This window comes from Spiroplasma taiwanense CT-1 (assembly GCF_000439435.1).
GTDB lineage: Bacteria > Bacillota_I > Bacilli_A > Mycoplasmatales > Mycoplasmataceae > Spiroplasma_A > Spiroplasma_A taiwanense.
This window is the reverse complement of the sequence record NC_021846.1, coordinates 192030-206450: the sequence shown is the minus strand read 5'-3', so window position 1 is coordinate 206450 and position 14421 is coordinate 192030. Positions and strand designations below refer to the sequence as shown.

Genomic DNA, 14421 nt, shown 5'->3' with positions numbered 1-14421 from the left:
ATTACTTTCTCTCCTTTTTTTCTATGTTTCCTGTTTCACCAAAAAAGACATCAATTTCAATGTCATTTGCATCAACATAAGTTTGAATTCTATTTAAATTAGCTTTATCTTTTATCATAATAAATTCAATTGCTTCCAATGGAATTGTCTCATAAATATAAACTATATTTTTAATCTCATCAAGTGCTCAATCATTTTTAGTAACTTTTGCTAAAATATCAAAATTAATTCCGATTACTGAAATTTTTTCAATATCAACCTTTGCTTCACTTGCTCATTTTCAAAAGTGCGCTCTTGTAGATGAATCAAATTCTAAACCTACAGAATTTTCATTCTCCAAATATGTCCAAACAATATACTCTTCATCTTTTTTTAACTTTTGATCTTTCAAAAGTCTAATTCCATTTTCTAAGATTAAAAAAATATTTGATACATCAGTATAAAAATATAAATGATTGTTTTTTTTATTTTTAATAATTTGGAAAACTTTTTTTTGTCCCTCCTTAAAATTAAAAATTTTCTTTAAAAAACTTTTTTTTGGTTGATTCTCACTTAAAATAGATTTTTCTTTTTTATTATTTAATTTCATTTTTAGTCTCCTTGAAAGTAATATAATTATATTTTATATGATATATCATAATAAATAAAAAAATCAAGATTTCAAAATCTTGCTAAATTTTCTAAATGGCGGATTGAGAGAGACTCGAACTCTCGCGCCGGTTGCCCGACCTAACACCTTAGCAGGGTGCCCTCTTCACCAACTTGAGTATCAATCCATACAAAAAGATTATAGCAAAAAAATAAAAAACATAGCAATTAAATGAAATGTTTTATATATAGTGGTTCAATATTTTCAATATTTTCAATATTTTTAAAATAATTTTTAAGTTTCAGAAAATATTGTTCAAAATTTATATTTTCATAATCTTTTTTGACTTGATAATTAGGGAATTGTTGTTTAAATTCTTCAATTAACTCATTTGGTACTAATTGATCTAAAATTATATTTTCTCCCTTTGAATAAATACCAATATAACTTTTATTTCCTTTTGCATCCAAAATGCTTATTGAATCGTTTAATTCTGCTTGAAAAGCTAATGATGAAATTAAAAAAATATTATAAAATGGATTTATAAGTTTTAAAGTTTTTAAAATTGTAATTGCAACTCTTATGCCTGTATAACTTCCTGGTCCTCTTGTGGTATACAAATTTTTTAAATTTTTTAATGTCAAATTATTTTTTTGTAAAAATTTTTCAATTTCTGTAAAAACAATATCACTAACTTTAAATTGATTTTCCATTATCAAACTATCAATAATAATATTATTATGTTCTAATATTAATACTAATTTTGTATTACTTGTATCAATAAAAAAATTCATTATCCACCTTCTTCTATAAGAAATTCTCTACATTCATCTGAAAATATTTTTATTTTAACTGTAATTATTTCAAAATAACTTTTTAAATTAATATTTAAGTTTTGACTTCATTCTATTACATTAAAACTGTCAATCATTTCATCTAAATACATTTCAAATTCTTCATTTTGATTTAATCTGTATGCATCAATATGATTTATTTTTATTTCATTAGAAAAATATTGATTCATAATTACAAATGTTGGTGAAGTTACAACTTCTTTAACTCCTAATTCTTTTAAAAATATTTTAGTGAATGTTGTTTTTCCTGCCCCCATTTCCCCGTCTAAGAGTAAACACGTATTTTTTTTAAAAAATAAAGCTAATTTTTGTGCAACTTCTACTAATTCATTTATATTTTTAACCTTAAAAACTGTAATTCTATTATATTTTCCATTCATATATATATGATATAATGATTTTACAGATTTGGAGTATAAAATATGGTAAAAGATATTTTAATAGTTGGATGTGGTCCAACTGGATTATATGCTTGAAAAATGGCTGCAGACTTAAAACTTAGTGGAACTGTAGTTGAAGCAAAGTCAACATATGGTGGACAAATTACATCGTCTTATCCAGAAAAATATATTCATAATTTTCCTGCAATTGATAAAATTTTGGGTAATCAAGCAGTACAGAAAATGTATGAATGTATTAAAAAAGATAATAATATCAATTTTTTTTTGAACACAATAGTTACATCAATTAATATAATAAAACCGGATTGTGATGAATTTGAAAATTGATTTGAGGTTTGTTTTTCAAATAATACAAAGCAAAAATTTAAAAGAATATTATTTACAGATGGATTTGGAATTTATAAACCAATAGAATTAACAGAAAAAAAATACAACAATATTATTTATACTGTTAAAGATATTAAATCTTTTAAAAATCAAAGTATTTTAATTTTTGGTGGTGGAGATTCTGCACTTGACTGAGCAAATGAATTAAGTAGTAATAAAAATTTAATTACAATAATTCATAGAAGAGATGAATTTAGAGCAAAACCTTTGAGTTTAGAACAAGCTAAAAGTAAAGGAGTGAATTTCTTAACTCCTTATAAATTTTCTGAAATTACTGGTGAAAAATTAAATAATGCTGAAAAATTAAAGGTAATTCAAGTAGAAACTAATGAAGAAAAAGAAATTTGTTTTGATAAAGTAATAGTGCAATTTGGCTATACAATTGAAAAAGAAAAATTTGAAAATTTAAATTTAGAAATAAATAAATTGAAAAAAATAATTGTGAAATCTAATATGGAATCATCTGTGGAAGGAATTTATGCTGCTGGTGATTGTTGTCATTATGATACGAAAGTAAGAAATTTATTAGCTGGTTTTTATGAAGCAATGATTGCAGTTGTAAATATAGAAAAAAAAGTAAATAAAAGAAAGATACTAAATAGTGGTTGATAGATTATAAATAATAAAAAATTAAAAAATACTATTTGAATTATTCTTTTAACTGGATTTTTTGCTTTTTTAATTCTTGACGCTACAGTTGCACAAATTTATCCACCACCAAGATATTATATTTTTCAATGATATGATAAATTATTTGCAAATGCATCATTTTAAACAACACAGACAAATTGAATGTTCTTTATATTTTTTATATTTATTTTTTTAAATGGAAAATGAAATCTTTGGGTCCTTCAACAAAAGCTTGAATTGGCTTTTTAAGTTATATGACATTAACAATGGCTCTTTTTTGAATTGCTTTATTTAGTGTTATTGGTGTTAATGACAAAGACTTAAATCCCCTAGCAATTTATTCAAATGAATATAACAGTGCTATAAAATGATTTGTAACATTCGTCACACATTTAATAACATTTTTAATTTCAGTTATATATTTTTTTATTTCAAAAAGTAGAAAAATTATTAATATAAAAGAATGATATAAAAAAGATTTACTTATTTGTTGAATTTTTCCTTTTTTTTTATGTTACTTTTGTTTCATTGAGAATTATAATTATGAATTCTATTGGACAAGAGTATTATTTTGATTATATCCCTGAGAGTGAAAATTTTCCAGAATGAGTAACAGAATACGATATTGGAATTTTTACTACTCCATATTTTTTCTTCAATTTTAGAGTTACAAATGGTATTGAAATGTATATTTTAGGTTCAATTGGATGTTTATTATTGATTACAGGATGTCAATATTTTTGAATTTCACTAAATAATTTAAAATTTAAAAATAAAGAAAAAATAAAAATAAATAATAAATGAAACAAAAATAGAATAAATTTTTGAAATGAAATAATAAAAATGTTTTTATTTTCATTTTGTTTTATAATTTCAATTATACTTTTAACAAAAACAAAAAATTATCAATTTATAGAAGACAATTTATTTTTATATAATTTATTTTATTTAATTCTTTATTTAATTACATTATCTATTAGTTTTATTGGAATAGTTCTTATAATTTTAAAATTTATTGCAAAAAAAGAAAATAAAACTTTTGATTTTATTTTACAATTTTTTTGTGCTTTCTTTCTTATTCATATTTACTTTATAACTATATTATTTTTTATTCCAATTATAATAGCAAGAAAATTTGAAAACAAATTAAATAATGAAAAAGAGATTTAAAAATCTTTTTTTCATTATTTTTCAATTAAAGAAGGCTGAGTCATTTCAGATGGAATTTCAATACCCATCATTTCGCAAATTGTAACAGCAACATCAGCAATAGCTGCATCATCTTTTCTAAGTTTTAAATTTTTATCTGTAATTATTATTGGAACAGGTTGACTTGTATGTTTTTTATTTGGTCTTCCATCATTATCAATCATAACCTCAGCATTTCCATGATCTGCTGTTATTATCATTGTTGCCCCATGATTAGTGCAAGCCTCATAAACTCTTTTTAGCTGGTCATCTAAAACTTTTACTCCTTGAATTGCGGCTTTTAAAACTCCAGTATGCCCAACCATATCACAGTTGGCATAATTTAAAACAATTAAATCAAACTCTTCTGAGTTAATTCTTTCAACAAGTTTATCAGTTATTTCTATTGCAGACATTTCTGGTTTTAAATCATAAGTTGCAACTTTTGGTGATGAAATTAAATCAATTGATGCCCCATTTAACTTAATTTCTTCAGGTGATGCTAATCCATTTTTAAAATAATCTTTACCCCCATCAAAAAAGAAAGTAACATGAGCAATTTTTTCAGTTTCTGCAATTCTTAATTGTTTGTATCCTTTTTTACTAATTCATTCTCCCAAACCATTAATAACTTCAATAGATTTGAATGCAATAAAATTTGATTTTACAGACGCCGAATATTCCATCATACTTAAAAAATGTATTTTATCTCCTAAAAAAGTTAATCCTTTAAAAGCATCATCTGATCAAGCAGAATAATCTTTATTTGTAAATGTACTTGCCATTTGAATAGCTCTATCAGGTCTAAAATTGGCAAAAACTAAAGTATCTTTTGGTTTAATAAATCCATTTTTGCATGTTTTATTAAATGCAGGCAAAATTCCTTCATCATCTTTTCCTAATTCATATTGAGATTTTATATAATCAAATGGATTTGTAAATGAATTTTTACATTTTCTATCTACTAAAGAGTTATAACCTTCAGCTGTTCTTTCCATTCTTTTATCTCTATCCATTGAATAGAATCTTCCTGAAATTGAACCAACTTCACCAACTTTATATTCATCAAATAAATTGTAAAGTTTTTCTAAATAATCTAACGCAACTGTTGGTTTTGTATCTCTTCCATCTGTAAATAAATGTAAGTAAATTTCTTTTAAACCTGCTTTTGCAGCAGCTTCAAAAGTAGCAAACATATGTTGCATATGAGAATGCACTCCCCCATCAGAAAATAATCCCATTATATGAAATGCACTATTATTGTCTTTTGAAGTTTTAATTGCATTTTGAATTTCCAAATTTGAATCGAAAACATTATCTTTAATAGCTTTATTAATTAAAGAAAGTGATTCATATTTTATTCTTCCAGCTCCTAAATGTATATGACCCACTTCTGAATTTCCCATTTGTCCTTCAGGCAAACCAACTCATTCACCACTGGCATGAGCAGAAACTCAAGGATATTTTTGTTTTAAACTTTCTACAAATTTCATATTTGCTTGAAAAACAGCATTTCCCTCTGAATTTTCTGCTATTCCTCAACCATCTAAAATTGTTAAAACTACTGGTCTTTTTGTTTTCATATTAATTTTCTCCTAAAATATATTTCTTTAGTGCTTTAGCAACAACACCCTCAGTGTTTTTAAAATCTGAAACTTCAATTGCTTTTTTCTTAACATCAGCATGAGCATTTGCTGGTGCAATTGAATGTCCTGCAAATTCAAACATAGGAATATCATTTGCACCATCTCCAATTGCCAAAATCTCCTCTTGTCTTATTGAATATTTTTTTGATAAAAATTCAAGAGCATACTTTTTATTAATACCTTTTTTTGTAACTTCTCCTGCAAATGAACCTTCTGTTCAAGCTACTTCCAAACTTAAATTTCTTAATTCATTTGCAAATTCTATTGTTCCATTAAACATTAAAAATTTATAGCAAGAATACATTTCAAGATTATCATTATAGACTATTGGCTCTGAACCAAAAAAAGGAACTTCGTGTTGAAGATCTTTTGCAATAAATAAGTCTTTACTTATATATGAAATCTTTGGATTTGTAGTATATGCTCATAAATTACAATCTTTAAATTTTTCTAATTTCAAAAGATCAAAAGCTGCTTTTGCAGTATCTTTTGAAATTGGTTGTTCATCAATTTTCAAATTATTTGTAATATCAAAAATTAAAGCTCCATTAAAACCAGCAAATAAAGTTTCTTCATCATTATCAAAATTAAATAATTCAAGTCTATTAATTTTTGAATGAACTGGTCTTCCGGTTACAAAAACAATTTTTACTCCATTTTTTATTGTATTATTAATTGGTTCAATATTTTCCTCTACAATATTTCCAAGTGATTCATAAGTTGTTCCATCCATATCTAATGCAACTAATTTAAATTTACTTTCCTTCATTTTTTGTATACCTTTTAAAAGTTTATTAATCCCAAATATGAATCAACGACTAATGAAGCACCACCGACTAGTACACCATCAATATCTTCTTGTTCAAGAATATCTTTAATGTTTTCTGGTTTAACACTTCCTCCATATTGGATTAGTATTTGATCTGAAATTTCTTGATTATAAAGATTTTTAATAATTTCTCTAATTTCCTTACATACATTTTGTGCAATTTCTGGTGTAGCTACTTTACCAGTACCAATTGCTCAAATTGGTTCATAAGCTATTACAACTTTTTTTGCTTCTTCTGCAGAAACACCTTCAAATGCATTTGAAATTTGAGATTTAACTCAATCCACAGTTTTTCCTTTTTCATAAGTTTTTAAACTTTCTCCGCAACATAAAATTGGTGTCATATTTGCAGATAATAATGCTTTTAATTTTTTATTAATCATTTCATCGGTTTCTCCAAAAATGTTTCTTCTTTCTGAATGACCAATAACTACATAATTGATTGATAAATCTTGTAACATTGGGATTGAAATTTCACCTGTAAAAGCTCCTTCTTTTTCAAAATAGCAATTTTGAGCTGCTATAATAATATTTTTGGCAATTTTTTTCACATCGCTCAACATAACTGATGGAACTGCAATTCCTGCAATTAAATTTTCATTTTTTACAATTTTTTCTTCAATGCTTTTCACAAATTGAACTGCTTCAGAATTATTTTTAAACATTTTTCAGTTTCCTACAATAATTTGTTTTCTCATTTTTATTTCTCCTAACATAATTACATAATTGATTCTACACTATTAGTAGTCCTAATTAAATTTCAATGAAAAAAATCCTCTAAAGGATTTTAAGAAAGTAATTCTGATGCTTCTTCCATCAATAATTACTGTTATATTTGGGTGCTCTAATAGAATCGTACATGGTCAATCCTTTGAAATTGGTCCTTCAATTAAGTGTTTAACTGCTTCTGCTTTACTCTTACCTGTGGCAATTAAAACAATTTCTTTTGCTTTCATAATTGAATTAAGACCCATTGAAATTGCTTGATTGGGTACATCTTTTTTATCTTTAAAAAATCTTGAGTTTACTTCAATTGTAGATTGAGTTAAATCTACAATTGAAGTAATAGAATCAAACAAAGTTCCTGGTTCATTAAAAACAATATGACCATTAATTCCTAATCCTAACAATTGAATATCTATTCCACCAGCCATTTTTATATCTTTATCATATTTAGCAGCTTGTTCATTTGTCTCAATCAAACCATCAGGAACAAATGTATTTTTCTTATCAATATTTATATGATCAAAAAAAGTATTATTCATGAAATATCTATAAGATTGTTTATGTTCTGAAGATAGACCTTTATATTCATCAAGATTAAATGATTTAATATTTGATCAATCAACTTTTTGATTTTTAGTTTTTTCAATTAAATATTTATATGTAGAAATTGGTGTACTACCTGTTGCCAATCCAAGAATTGCATTAGCCTTATTTTTAACAATATTTAAAATAATATCTCCTGCTACTTCTCCAGCTTTATTATTATTTATAACTTTAATTACTTTCATTTATCTATACCTCCATGTAATATTTTAATTTATTTTTAATAGTAAAATATTTCAAAAATCAAAATAATTATATATTTTTGAAATATTATTAATATTTAAATTCAATTTTGGTACCATTCTTTGTAATAAAACATAGGTTAATAATTTATTTTTACCCCTAATTAAGTATTTATTATCTTCTGTTTCAATAATAATTCCATATATTTCAGCTGTTACACTTTTAATTTCTTCATAATTAATTATTCTTTGAATTTTTTGAAAAGAATTTGTAAAAAATAAATTTTTATTCGAAAAGTAAAAATCAAATTTTCCTAATTGCACTACTTTTTTTTCAATTAAGTCTTTTTTGAAAATATGAACATTTACATTTGTTTGAAGTAAATTTATCTTTTCTTTTTTATCCAAATTAAATTTAACAGGAATTTGTTTTAAAGGTCTTCAAGAGTTAAAAATTAATTCTTCAACTTCAATAAGAAATCTTTCTTCTTTTGCAGATAATGTTAAATTCATTTTTTTTATGTTTCTTTTAAAATGAAAAATAAAAGATTCATTTAATTCAAAATTCATATTTACTCATTTTCATAAAATTCAATATTTAAAATAAGTAAATGTATTTTTATCATTAACTTTTTTTTCAATTTTTCTGATATAAAAAGATGTTTTTTTTGAAATATTAAATTCATCAAAATACTTAATTCATTGTACTCTTTTTAAATAGTAATTTATATCTCCTGTAATTCTTAAAAACACTCTCTCACCTCTTTAGTAAAATTTTTAAAAAATTATTTAATAATAGAAAAAATCAAAAAAATAGGTAATGATTTTATATTTCATATATTATTATAGTGTAATTATAAAAAAAGGAGTATTTAAAATGAAAACAATAGTTATTGGAACAAATCATGCTGGAACAACAACAGTAAGAACTTTAAGAAGATTAGATCCAAAAATGGAAATAACTACTTATGATGCAAATGATAATATTTCATTTTTAGGGTGTGGAATAGCTTTATGAGTTAGAGGAGAAGTAAAAGACCCAAAAGGATTATTCTACGCATCACCTGAAATATTAGCAGGAGAAAATATTAATGTTAAAATGGAACATAAATGAATTGGTATTAATGAAAAAAACAAAACTATAACAGTTCAAAACTTAAAAACAGGAGAAGAATTTGAAGACAATTACGATAAATTAGTAATAGCAACAGGTACTTGACCAATTTTTCCACCAATTGAAGGAATTAATTTAGACGGTGTTCAAATTTGTAAAAATTATCATCATGCACAAAAAATAAAAGCTGCAAATGATAACCCTGAAATTAAAAAAGTTGCTGTAGTTGGAGCAGGATATATCGGTGTAGAACTTGTTGATGCTTTTGTTGAAGCAAAAAAAGAAGTAACCTTAGTTGACATAGCAGATAGAATTATGCCTGTTTATTATGATCACGAATTTACTGGATTAGTTGAAAAAACTATGCAAGAAAAAGGTGTTCATTTAGCACTTGGTCAAAAAGTGGTTAAATTTGAGGGTGAAAATGGAAAAGTTAAAAAAGTAATTACAGACAAAGGTGAAATTGAAGTTGATTACGTTGTGTTTTCTGTTGGGGTTAAACCACAAACAGACTTATTAAAAGGAATTATTGAACTAGATGAAAGAGGTGCAATAAAAACAAACGAATTTATGCAATCTTCAAATAAGGATATATATTCAGTTGGTGATTGTGCACAAGTTTATAATTGTTCTTTAAAACAAGATACTCAAATAGCATTAGCTACAACAGCTGTTAGAACTGGAATTATGGCTGCTGTAAATATTGTAAAAGGTAATGAGCTATCTAGTCCAGGTTTTACAGGAGCAAATGGTATTGAAGTTTTTGGTTGAAAAATGGCTTCGGTTGGAATTTCAATGGAATCATGTAAAAGATTTGGAATTGATGCTGAAGAGGTTATTTTTAAAGATTCGGATAGACCTGAATTTATGTCATCATTTAAAGAAGTTTCAATAAAAATTATTTGAGATAAAAAATCAAGAAGAATTATTGGAGCACAAGTTGCATCAATTAATAATCATACTGAGGTAATGTATATGTTTGCATTAGCAATTCAAAAAGGATTGACTATTGATGAACTACCTTTAGTTGATATTTTCTTCTTGCCTCACTTTAATAAGCCATATAATTTTATTACATTGGCAAGTTTAGAGGTTTTAGGTCTAAACTACTTTAAAAAATAATAAAAATGTAACTTTATAAGGTTACATTTTTATTTTAAACCGCAAACTTTTTTATTTACGAGATCAATAATTTTTGAATTTGGATTTTTATTTAAGCCTGGCATACTCATAACATTATTTGTAAAAACAAGTATAAATCTTGCTCCACTATTCACAATAACTTTATCTATAATTAATTTATAATTTTTTTGATTAAAATCATTTCCATCAATTGAATTTGATGATTTAACCATACATATTGGGTATTCTTTATATTTTGAAAGATTAATTTGACTGATTGAATTTTCTGCATTTTCTGTGTAATTTATTTCATTAAGATAATAAAAATTATTAACTATTTTCTTAATTTTTTCTTTAATTGAATCTTGAGAATTAATTAGAGTTTTAAATTTAAATTGTCTATTTGAATTTTCAATAACACGATTTGCTAAATTCACAGCTCCAATAGGTCCCTTATTATACGCTTCATTTAATTCTCATTCATAATTATTTTTAGTCAATCAATCTTGAAGAGCAATTAACTGTTTTTCACTATCTCCATTAATAAAATTAATAGCTACAACTAAATTTAAATTATATAATCTAACATGTTTTAAGTGTTGTTCTAAGTGAGTAAAATTATTTTCAAAATCCTTATGTAAATTTAAAGCCCTTAAAGTTATAACCATAACAACACAATCAGGAATTAAGTCATTTTCATTATTTATGATATTCATATATTTTTCAAATCCTAAATCACTTCCAAATCCTGATTCAACAATACAATAATCTGCTAAATTTAAAGCTAAATTTGTAGAAATTATTGAATTTGTACCTGTTGCTATATTTGCAAATGGTCCACAGTGAACTAAAGCTGGAGTATCATTTTTTGTAAGTACAAAATTCGGTTTTATTGCATCTTTTAATAAAACCATAAGTGATCCTGTAATTTCTAGACTTTTTAGAAAAATTGGTTCACCATTTTTATCATATGCAATTAATGAATCATTAATTCTATCTCTTAAATCTTCTTCACTTTTTGAAAGACTCAAAATTGTCATCATATTACTTGCAGCTGTTATTGTAAATTCTTCTTTTCTAGAAACATTTTTGGAAATTTGAATTTCCATATTTCTTAAAGCTCTATCATTTAAATCCAAACATCTTTTTCAAACTATTCTATTTGAATCAAAGTTTAGTTTTGAATTTCAATATATTTCTGAATCAATTGTTGCAGATACTAAATTATTTGCAGTTGAAATTGCATGAATATCTCCTGTAAAATGAAGATTTATCTCAGACATAGGTTCAATTTCACTTTCTCCACCACCTGTTGCTGTACCTTTACGTCCAAAAACTGGCCCAATTGATGGTTCTCTTAAAGCTAAAATTACAGATTTTTTTAAATAATTTAGACCATCTGCTAATCCAATTGCTGTTGTAGTTTTACCTTCTCCTGCTTGTGTAGGATTAATAGATGTCATTAAAATTAATTTACCCTTTTTTTTGTTACAAAAATAGTTTTCATAATCTATCTTTGTAATATTATTTCCATAAAATTTCAAATCATCATCATTTATTTTTAGTTTATTTAATATTTTTTTTATTTTTTCCATTATAATCACCTTTGAGAAATATTTTAGAAAGGAACCTAATATGAGTGATAAAATACTTGATGGTAAATTTTTATCTCAAAAATTAAATTCTGCTCTCAAAAATAGTATAGAGCAATTAGGGAAAAAAAGATTACCAAAAATTGCAATAATTCAAATTGGAAATAATAGTGCAAGTAATAAATATATAAAGAATAAAATTAAGGCTTGCAATGATGTTGGAATGTTAAATACACTAATTAAATTAGAAGAAAATATTAAAGAAAATGAATTAATTGAAATAATTAACAAATTAAATAATGATGAAACAGTTGATGGTATTATTCTTCAATTACCTTTACCCTTAAATATAAATGAAAATAAAATAACAAAATTAATTTCACCAGAAAAAGATGCTGATGGATTTTCACCAATTACTTTAGGTAATGTAATATTAAATAATTCCAATATTTTTCCAGCAACACCATTTGGAATAATTAAATTAATTGAACATAAACAAATAAATATAGTTGGAGCTAATGTAGTAATAATTGGCAGAAGTAACATTGTTGGAAAACCTCTTGCAAATATGCTTATTAATAAATCTGCAACAGTTACAGTATGTAATTCAAAAACAAAAAATCTTTCAAAAATTTGTAAAGCAGCAGATATTTTAATAAGTGCTGCTGGCTCTCCAAAATTTGTAAATAAAAAATTTGTAAATAAAAAAATGACAGTTATTGATGTAGGAGCTAATTTTTTTGAAGGAAAATATTGTGGTGATGTAGATTTTAAAAAAGTTTATCCTATTGTAAAATACATTACCCCTGTTCCAGGTGGAGTTGGTCCAATGACAATTGCATGTTTGTTACAAAATGTTTTTCAACTTTATAAAAATAAAAATTCAAATCAATAAATAAAAACCCAAAATTTTGGGTTTTTATTTATTCTTCCTGATCACTTACACATCTAAAACTTAAATTTGATAAAAATGAATTTGCATAGTTACCATTTCTAGAATAAACTTTATATCTTTCACAGAGATCATCACAACACAAAAAAGAACCTCCTCTAATTGCTACTAATTTATTTGAATAATTTTGGCAACTCTCTCAAAAGTGAATCGCAGTTTTGTTATTAAAATCTTCAAAATCTATACCTTTAGGATTTTAACACCATTCTCAAACATTACCAAGCATTTGATAAATTCCATAAGAATTTGGAGGAAAAGCAGTACAAGGTGAAGTTCCTAAATAACCATCTTCTAATGTATTTTCATATGGAAAGTTACCTTGAAAAATATTTAACATTCATTTATTTTCTACTTTTTTTTCATTTCCCCAAGGAAATTTAGTATTATATTTTCCACCTCTTGCTGCAAGTTCTCATTCCGCTTCTGTTGGCAATCTCTTTTTAGCTCATTTACAATATTCTACCGCCTCATTTTTTGAAACATGTACAACAGGGTGATCTAAAATATTATCAATATTTGAATTAGGTCCATAAGGACATTTCCAAAATGCACCATTTACTTCATATCATCAATCTAAACCTGCTAATTTTTCATTGTTCTTTTTTGTTTCCTCAGTTAATTGTAAGTGAAATACATATGAATACCCTACTTTTTCTGCTTCAGTTAAATAATTTGTTTCATCCACAAATTCTTTAAACATCTGATTTGTTACTGAAGTTTCATCAATTCAAAAACTTTCAACTTTCACCATTTTTGGTGGAGATTCAAAATCAGTAGATTTTCCATCGAAATCATTATTACCGATTAAAAATTCTTTCTCATTTATTTTTATCATATAGAACCTTTTTTTTATTATATTTTTATTTAAACATATAAAAAGAAATTATTATATTTTATTTAAAATAGACTTTATACGTTTTAAATTAAATGCTAATTCAGTTATTAATAATAAAATTGCAAATAATAAAATAAAACTAATTAAAATTAATAAATTTATTAAACTTAATTTAATAAATATGATTAATACAAAAAATATTGATGTAATTAATAATGAAAATAGTGCATTCCCATTACATGATCAATAATCATTGCTAGTGAAAATTTATTTTTGCTAACCATACTTTTATATTTTAATATTTTAGTTTTTTCTATTATTGAGTATCCTATTCCAAAAAATATCATTAAAACTAATAAGGTAATTCTATATATTAAATTTGCATTTGCAAAATTAATATATCTATAAATTATTAATAAAGTAGATATTCCAAAAAATACTAAAAAAAATACCCACTCTATTTATTTTTGGATTATTGTAGTTAAATAATTTAAAAATTTCTTGACTTAAATACTTTAAAACAAAACTAAAAATAATAAATAAGTAGACATAATTTTGTTTTATATCAAAATTAAATGTTATTTCATTTTGATATAAATTTATAAAAAAGAAAATGCTTAAAGATATTTCTAAAAATTTTATAAATCCAATAAAATAATTTTGAATAAATACTTGAATGAAAAAATCTTTATTTTGTTTTAGTGTATTAATAGCTTTTTTATCAAAAATTAGTACATTTTTTTCTGACATAATATTCTTATTACAAATAAT

General features: G+C 24.3%; 15 protein-coding genes and 1 tRNA gene. 4 read left to right on the top strand and 12 right to left on the bottom strand.

The features are described 5' to 3' along the window. Window position 1: 1 nt before the first annotated feature. The 4 genes from STAIW_RS01000 to tsaE all read right to left on the bottom strand — a co-directional run bounded on the left by STAIW_RS01000 (window position 2) and on the right by tsaE (window position 1823). Window positions 2–589 carry a hypothetical protein gene (locus tag STAIW_RS01000; RefSeq protein ID WP_020834013.1) on the bottom strand — a complete coding sequence of 196 codons (588 nt, stop codon included), beginning with the start codon at window positions 587–589 and terminating at the stop codon, window positions 2–4. Between the two features lie 96 nt (window positions 590–685). Beyond that, window positions 686–776: transfer RNA gene (locus STAIW_RS00995), tRNA-Ser, on the bottom strand. A gap of 40 nt (window positions 777–816) precedes the next feature. Further along, window positions 817–1383 carry a tRNA (adenosine(37)-N6)-threonylcarbamoyltransferase complex dimerization subunit type 1 TsaB gene (tsaB, locus tag STAIW_RS00990; protein WP_020834012.1) on the bottom strand — a complete coding sequence of 189 codons (567 nt, stop codon included), beginning with the start codon at window positions 1381–1383 and terminating at the stop codon, window positions 817–819. Next, the gene (tsaE, locus tag STAIW_RS00985) at window positions 1383–1823 is read right to left on the bottom strand and encodes a tRNA (adenosine(37)-N6)-threonylcarbamoyltransferase complex ATPase subunit type 1 TsaE (protein ID WP_020834011.1); all 441 of its coding nucleotides are present in this window, start codon (window positions 1821–1823) and stop codon (window positions 1383–1385) included. Before tsaE ends, tsaB begins: the two co-directional genes overlap by 1 nt. 42 nt (window positions 1824–1865) lie before the next feature. On the opposite strand from tsaE, the gene STAIW_RS00980 reads away from it, so the two are divergent. Together STAIW_RS00980 and STAIW_RS00975 are read left to right on the top strand one after the other, a co-directional pair. Beyond that, a complete protein-coding gene (locus STAIW_RS00980; RefSeq protein ID WP_020834010.1) occupies window positions 1866–2843 on the top strand; it encodes an NAD(P)/FAD-dependent oxidoreductase in 978 nt (325 codons plus the stop codon). Between the two features lie 561 nt (window positions 2844–3404). Further along, window positions 3405–4031, top strand: coding sequence for a hypothetical protein (locus tag STAIW_RS00975; RefSeq protein ID WP_020834009.1), 627 nt, complete (start codon window positions 3405–3407; stop codon window positions 4029–4031). A gap of 14 nt (window positions 4032–4045) precedes the next feature. On the opposite strand, the gene gpmI is transcribed toward STAIW_RS00975, so the two are convergent. Genes gpmI through STAIW_RS05585 form a run of 5 tightly spaced genes read right to left on the bottom strand, consistent with a single transcriptional unit; the run spans window position 4046 to window position 8788 of the window. Further along, window positions 4046–5632, bottom strand: coding sequence for a 2,3-bisphosphoglycerate-independent phosphoglycerate mutase (gene gpmI / locus STAIW_RS00970; RefSeq protein ID WP_020834008.1), 1587 nt, complete (start codon window positions 5630–5632; stop codon window positions 4046–4048). A 1-nt stretch (window position 5633) separates the two neighbouring features. Further along, window positions 5634–6464, bottom strand: coding sequence for a Cof-type HAD-IIB family hydrolase (locus STAIW_RS00965; RefSeq protein WP_020834007.1), 831 nt, complete (start codon window positions 6462–6464; stop codon window positions 5634–5636). Between the two features lie 14 nt (window positions 6465–6478). Next, the gene (tpiA, locus tag STAIW_RS00960) at window positions 6479–7222 is read right to left on the bottom strand and encodes a triose-phosphate isomerase (protein WP_020834006.1); all 744 of its coding nucleotides are present in this window, start codon (window positions 7220–7222) and stop codon (window positions 6479–6481) included. A gap of 51 nt (window positions 7223–7273) precedes the next feature. Further along, window positions 7274–8038 carry a glucosamine-6-phosphate deaminase gene (nagB, locus tag STAIW_RS00955; protein WP_020834005.1) on the bottom strand — a complete coding sequence of 255 codons (765 nt, stop codon included), beginning with the start codon at window positions 8036–8038 and terminating at the stop codon, window positions 7274–7276. A 24-nt stretch (window positions 8039–8062) separates the two neighbouring features. After that, window positions 8063–8788, bottom strand: coding sequence for a hypothetical protein (locus tag STAIW_RS05585; protein WP_020834004.1), 726 nt, complete (start codon window positions 8786–8788; stop codon window positions 8063–8065). A gap of 124 nt (window positions 8789–8912) precedes the next feature. Between STAIW_RS05585 and STAIW_RS00945 the strand changes: the two genes are divergently transcribed. Continuing rightward, a complete protein-coding gene (locus STAIW_RS00945) occupies window positions 8913–10271 on the top strand; it encodes an FAD-dependent oxidoreductase (RefSeq protein WP_020834003.1) in 1359 nt (452 codons plus the stop codon). Between the two features lie 29 nt (window positions 10272–10300). Here STAIW_RS00945 and STAIW_RS00940 read toward each other — a convergent pair whose 3' ends face one another. Then, window positions 10301–11866, bottom strand: a complete 1566-nt coding sequence (locus STAIW_RS00940) for a formate--tetrahydrofolate ligase (protein ID WP_020834002.1) — start codon at window positions 11864–11866, stop codon at window positions 10301–10303. A gap of 40 nt (window positions 11867–11906) precedes the next feature. Between STAIW_RS00940 and STAIW_RS00935 the strand changes: the two genes are divergently transcribed. Beyond that, window positions 11907–12758 (top strand): bifunctional 5,10-methylenetetrahydrofolate dehydrogenase/5,10-methenyltetrahydrofolate cyclohydrolase, encoded by an 852-nt coding sequence (locus tag STAIW_RS00935; RefSeq protein ID WP_020834001.1) that lies wholly within the window; start codon window positions 11907–11909, stop codon window positions 12756–12758. 253 nt (window positions 12759–13011) lie between these two features. Here the strand turns inward: STAIW_RS00935 and STAIW_RS00930 are convergent, their stop codons facing one another. Together STAIW_RS00930 and STAIW_RS00925 are read right to left on the bottom strand one after the other, a co-directional pair. Next, on the bottom strand, window positions 13012–13650 hold the full coding sequence (locus tag STAIW_RS00930; protein WP_020834000.1) for an SUMF1/EgtB/PvdO family nonheme iron enzyme: 639 nt from the start codon (window positions 13648–13650) through the stop codon (window positions 13012–13014). A 402-nt stretch (window positions 13651–14052) separates the two neighbouring features. Next, complete coding sequence (locus STAIW_RS00925; RefSeq protein WP_020833999.1) at window positions 14053–14400, bottom strand: hypothetical protein; 348 nt, start codon at window positions 14398–14400, stop codon at window positions 14053–14055. Window positions 14401–14421: the final 21 nt, after the last annotated feature.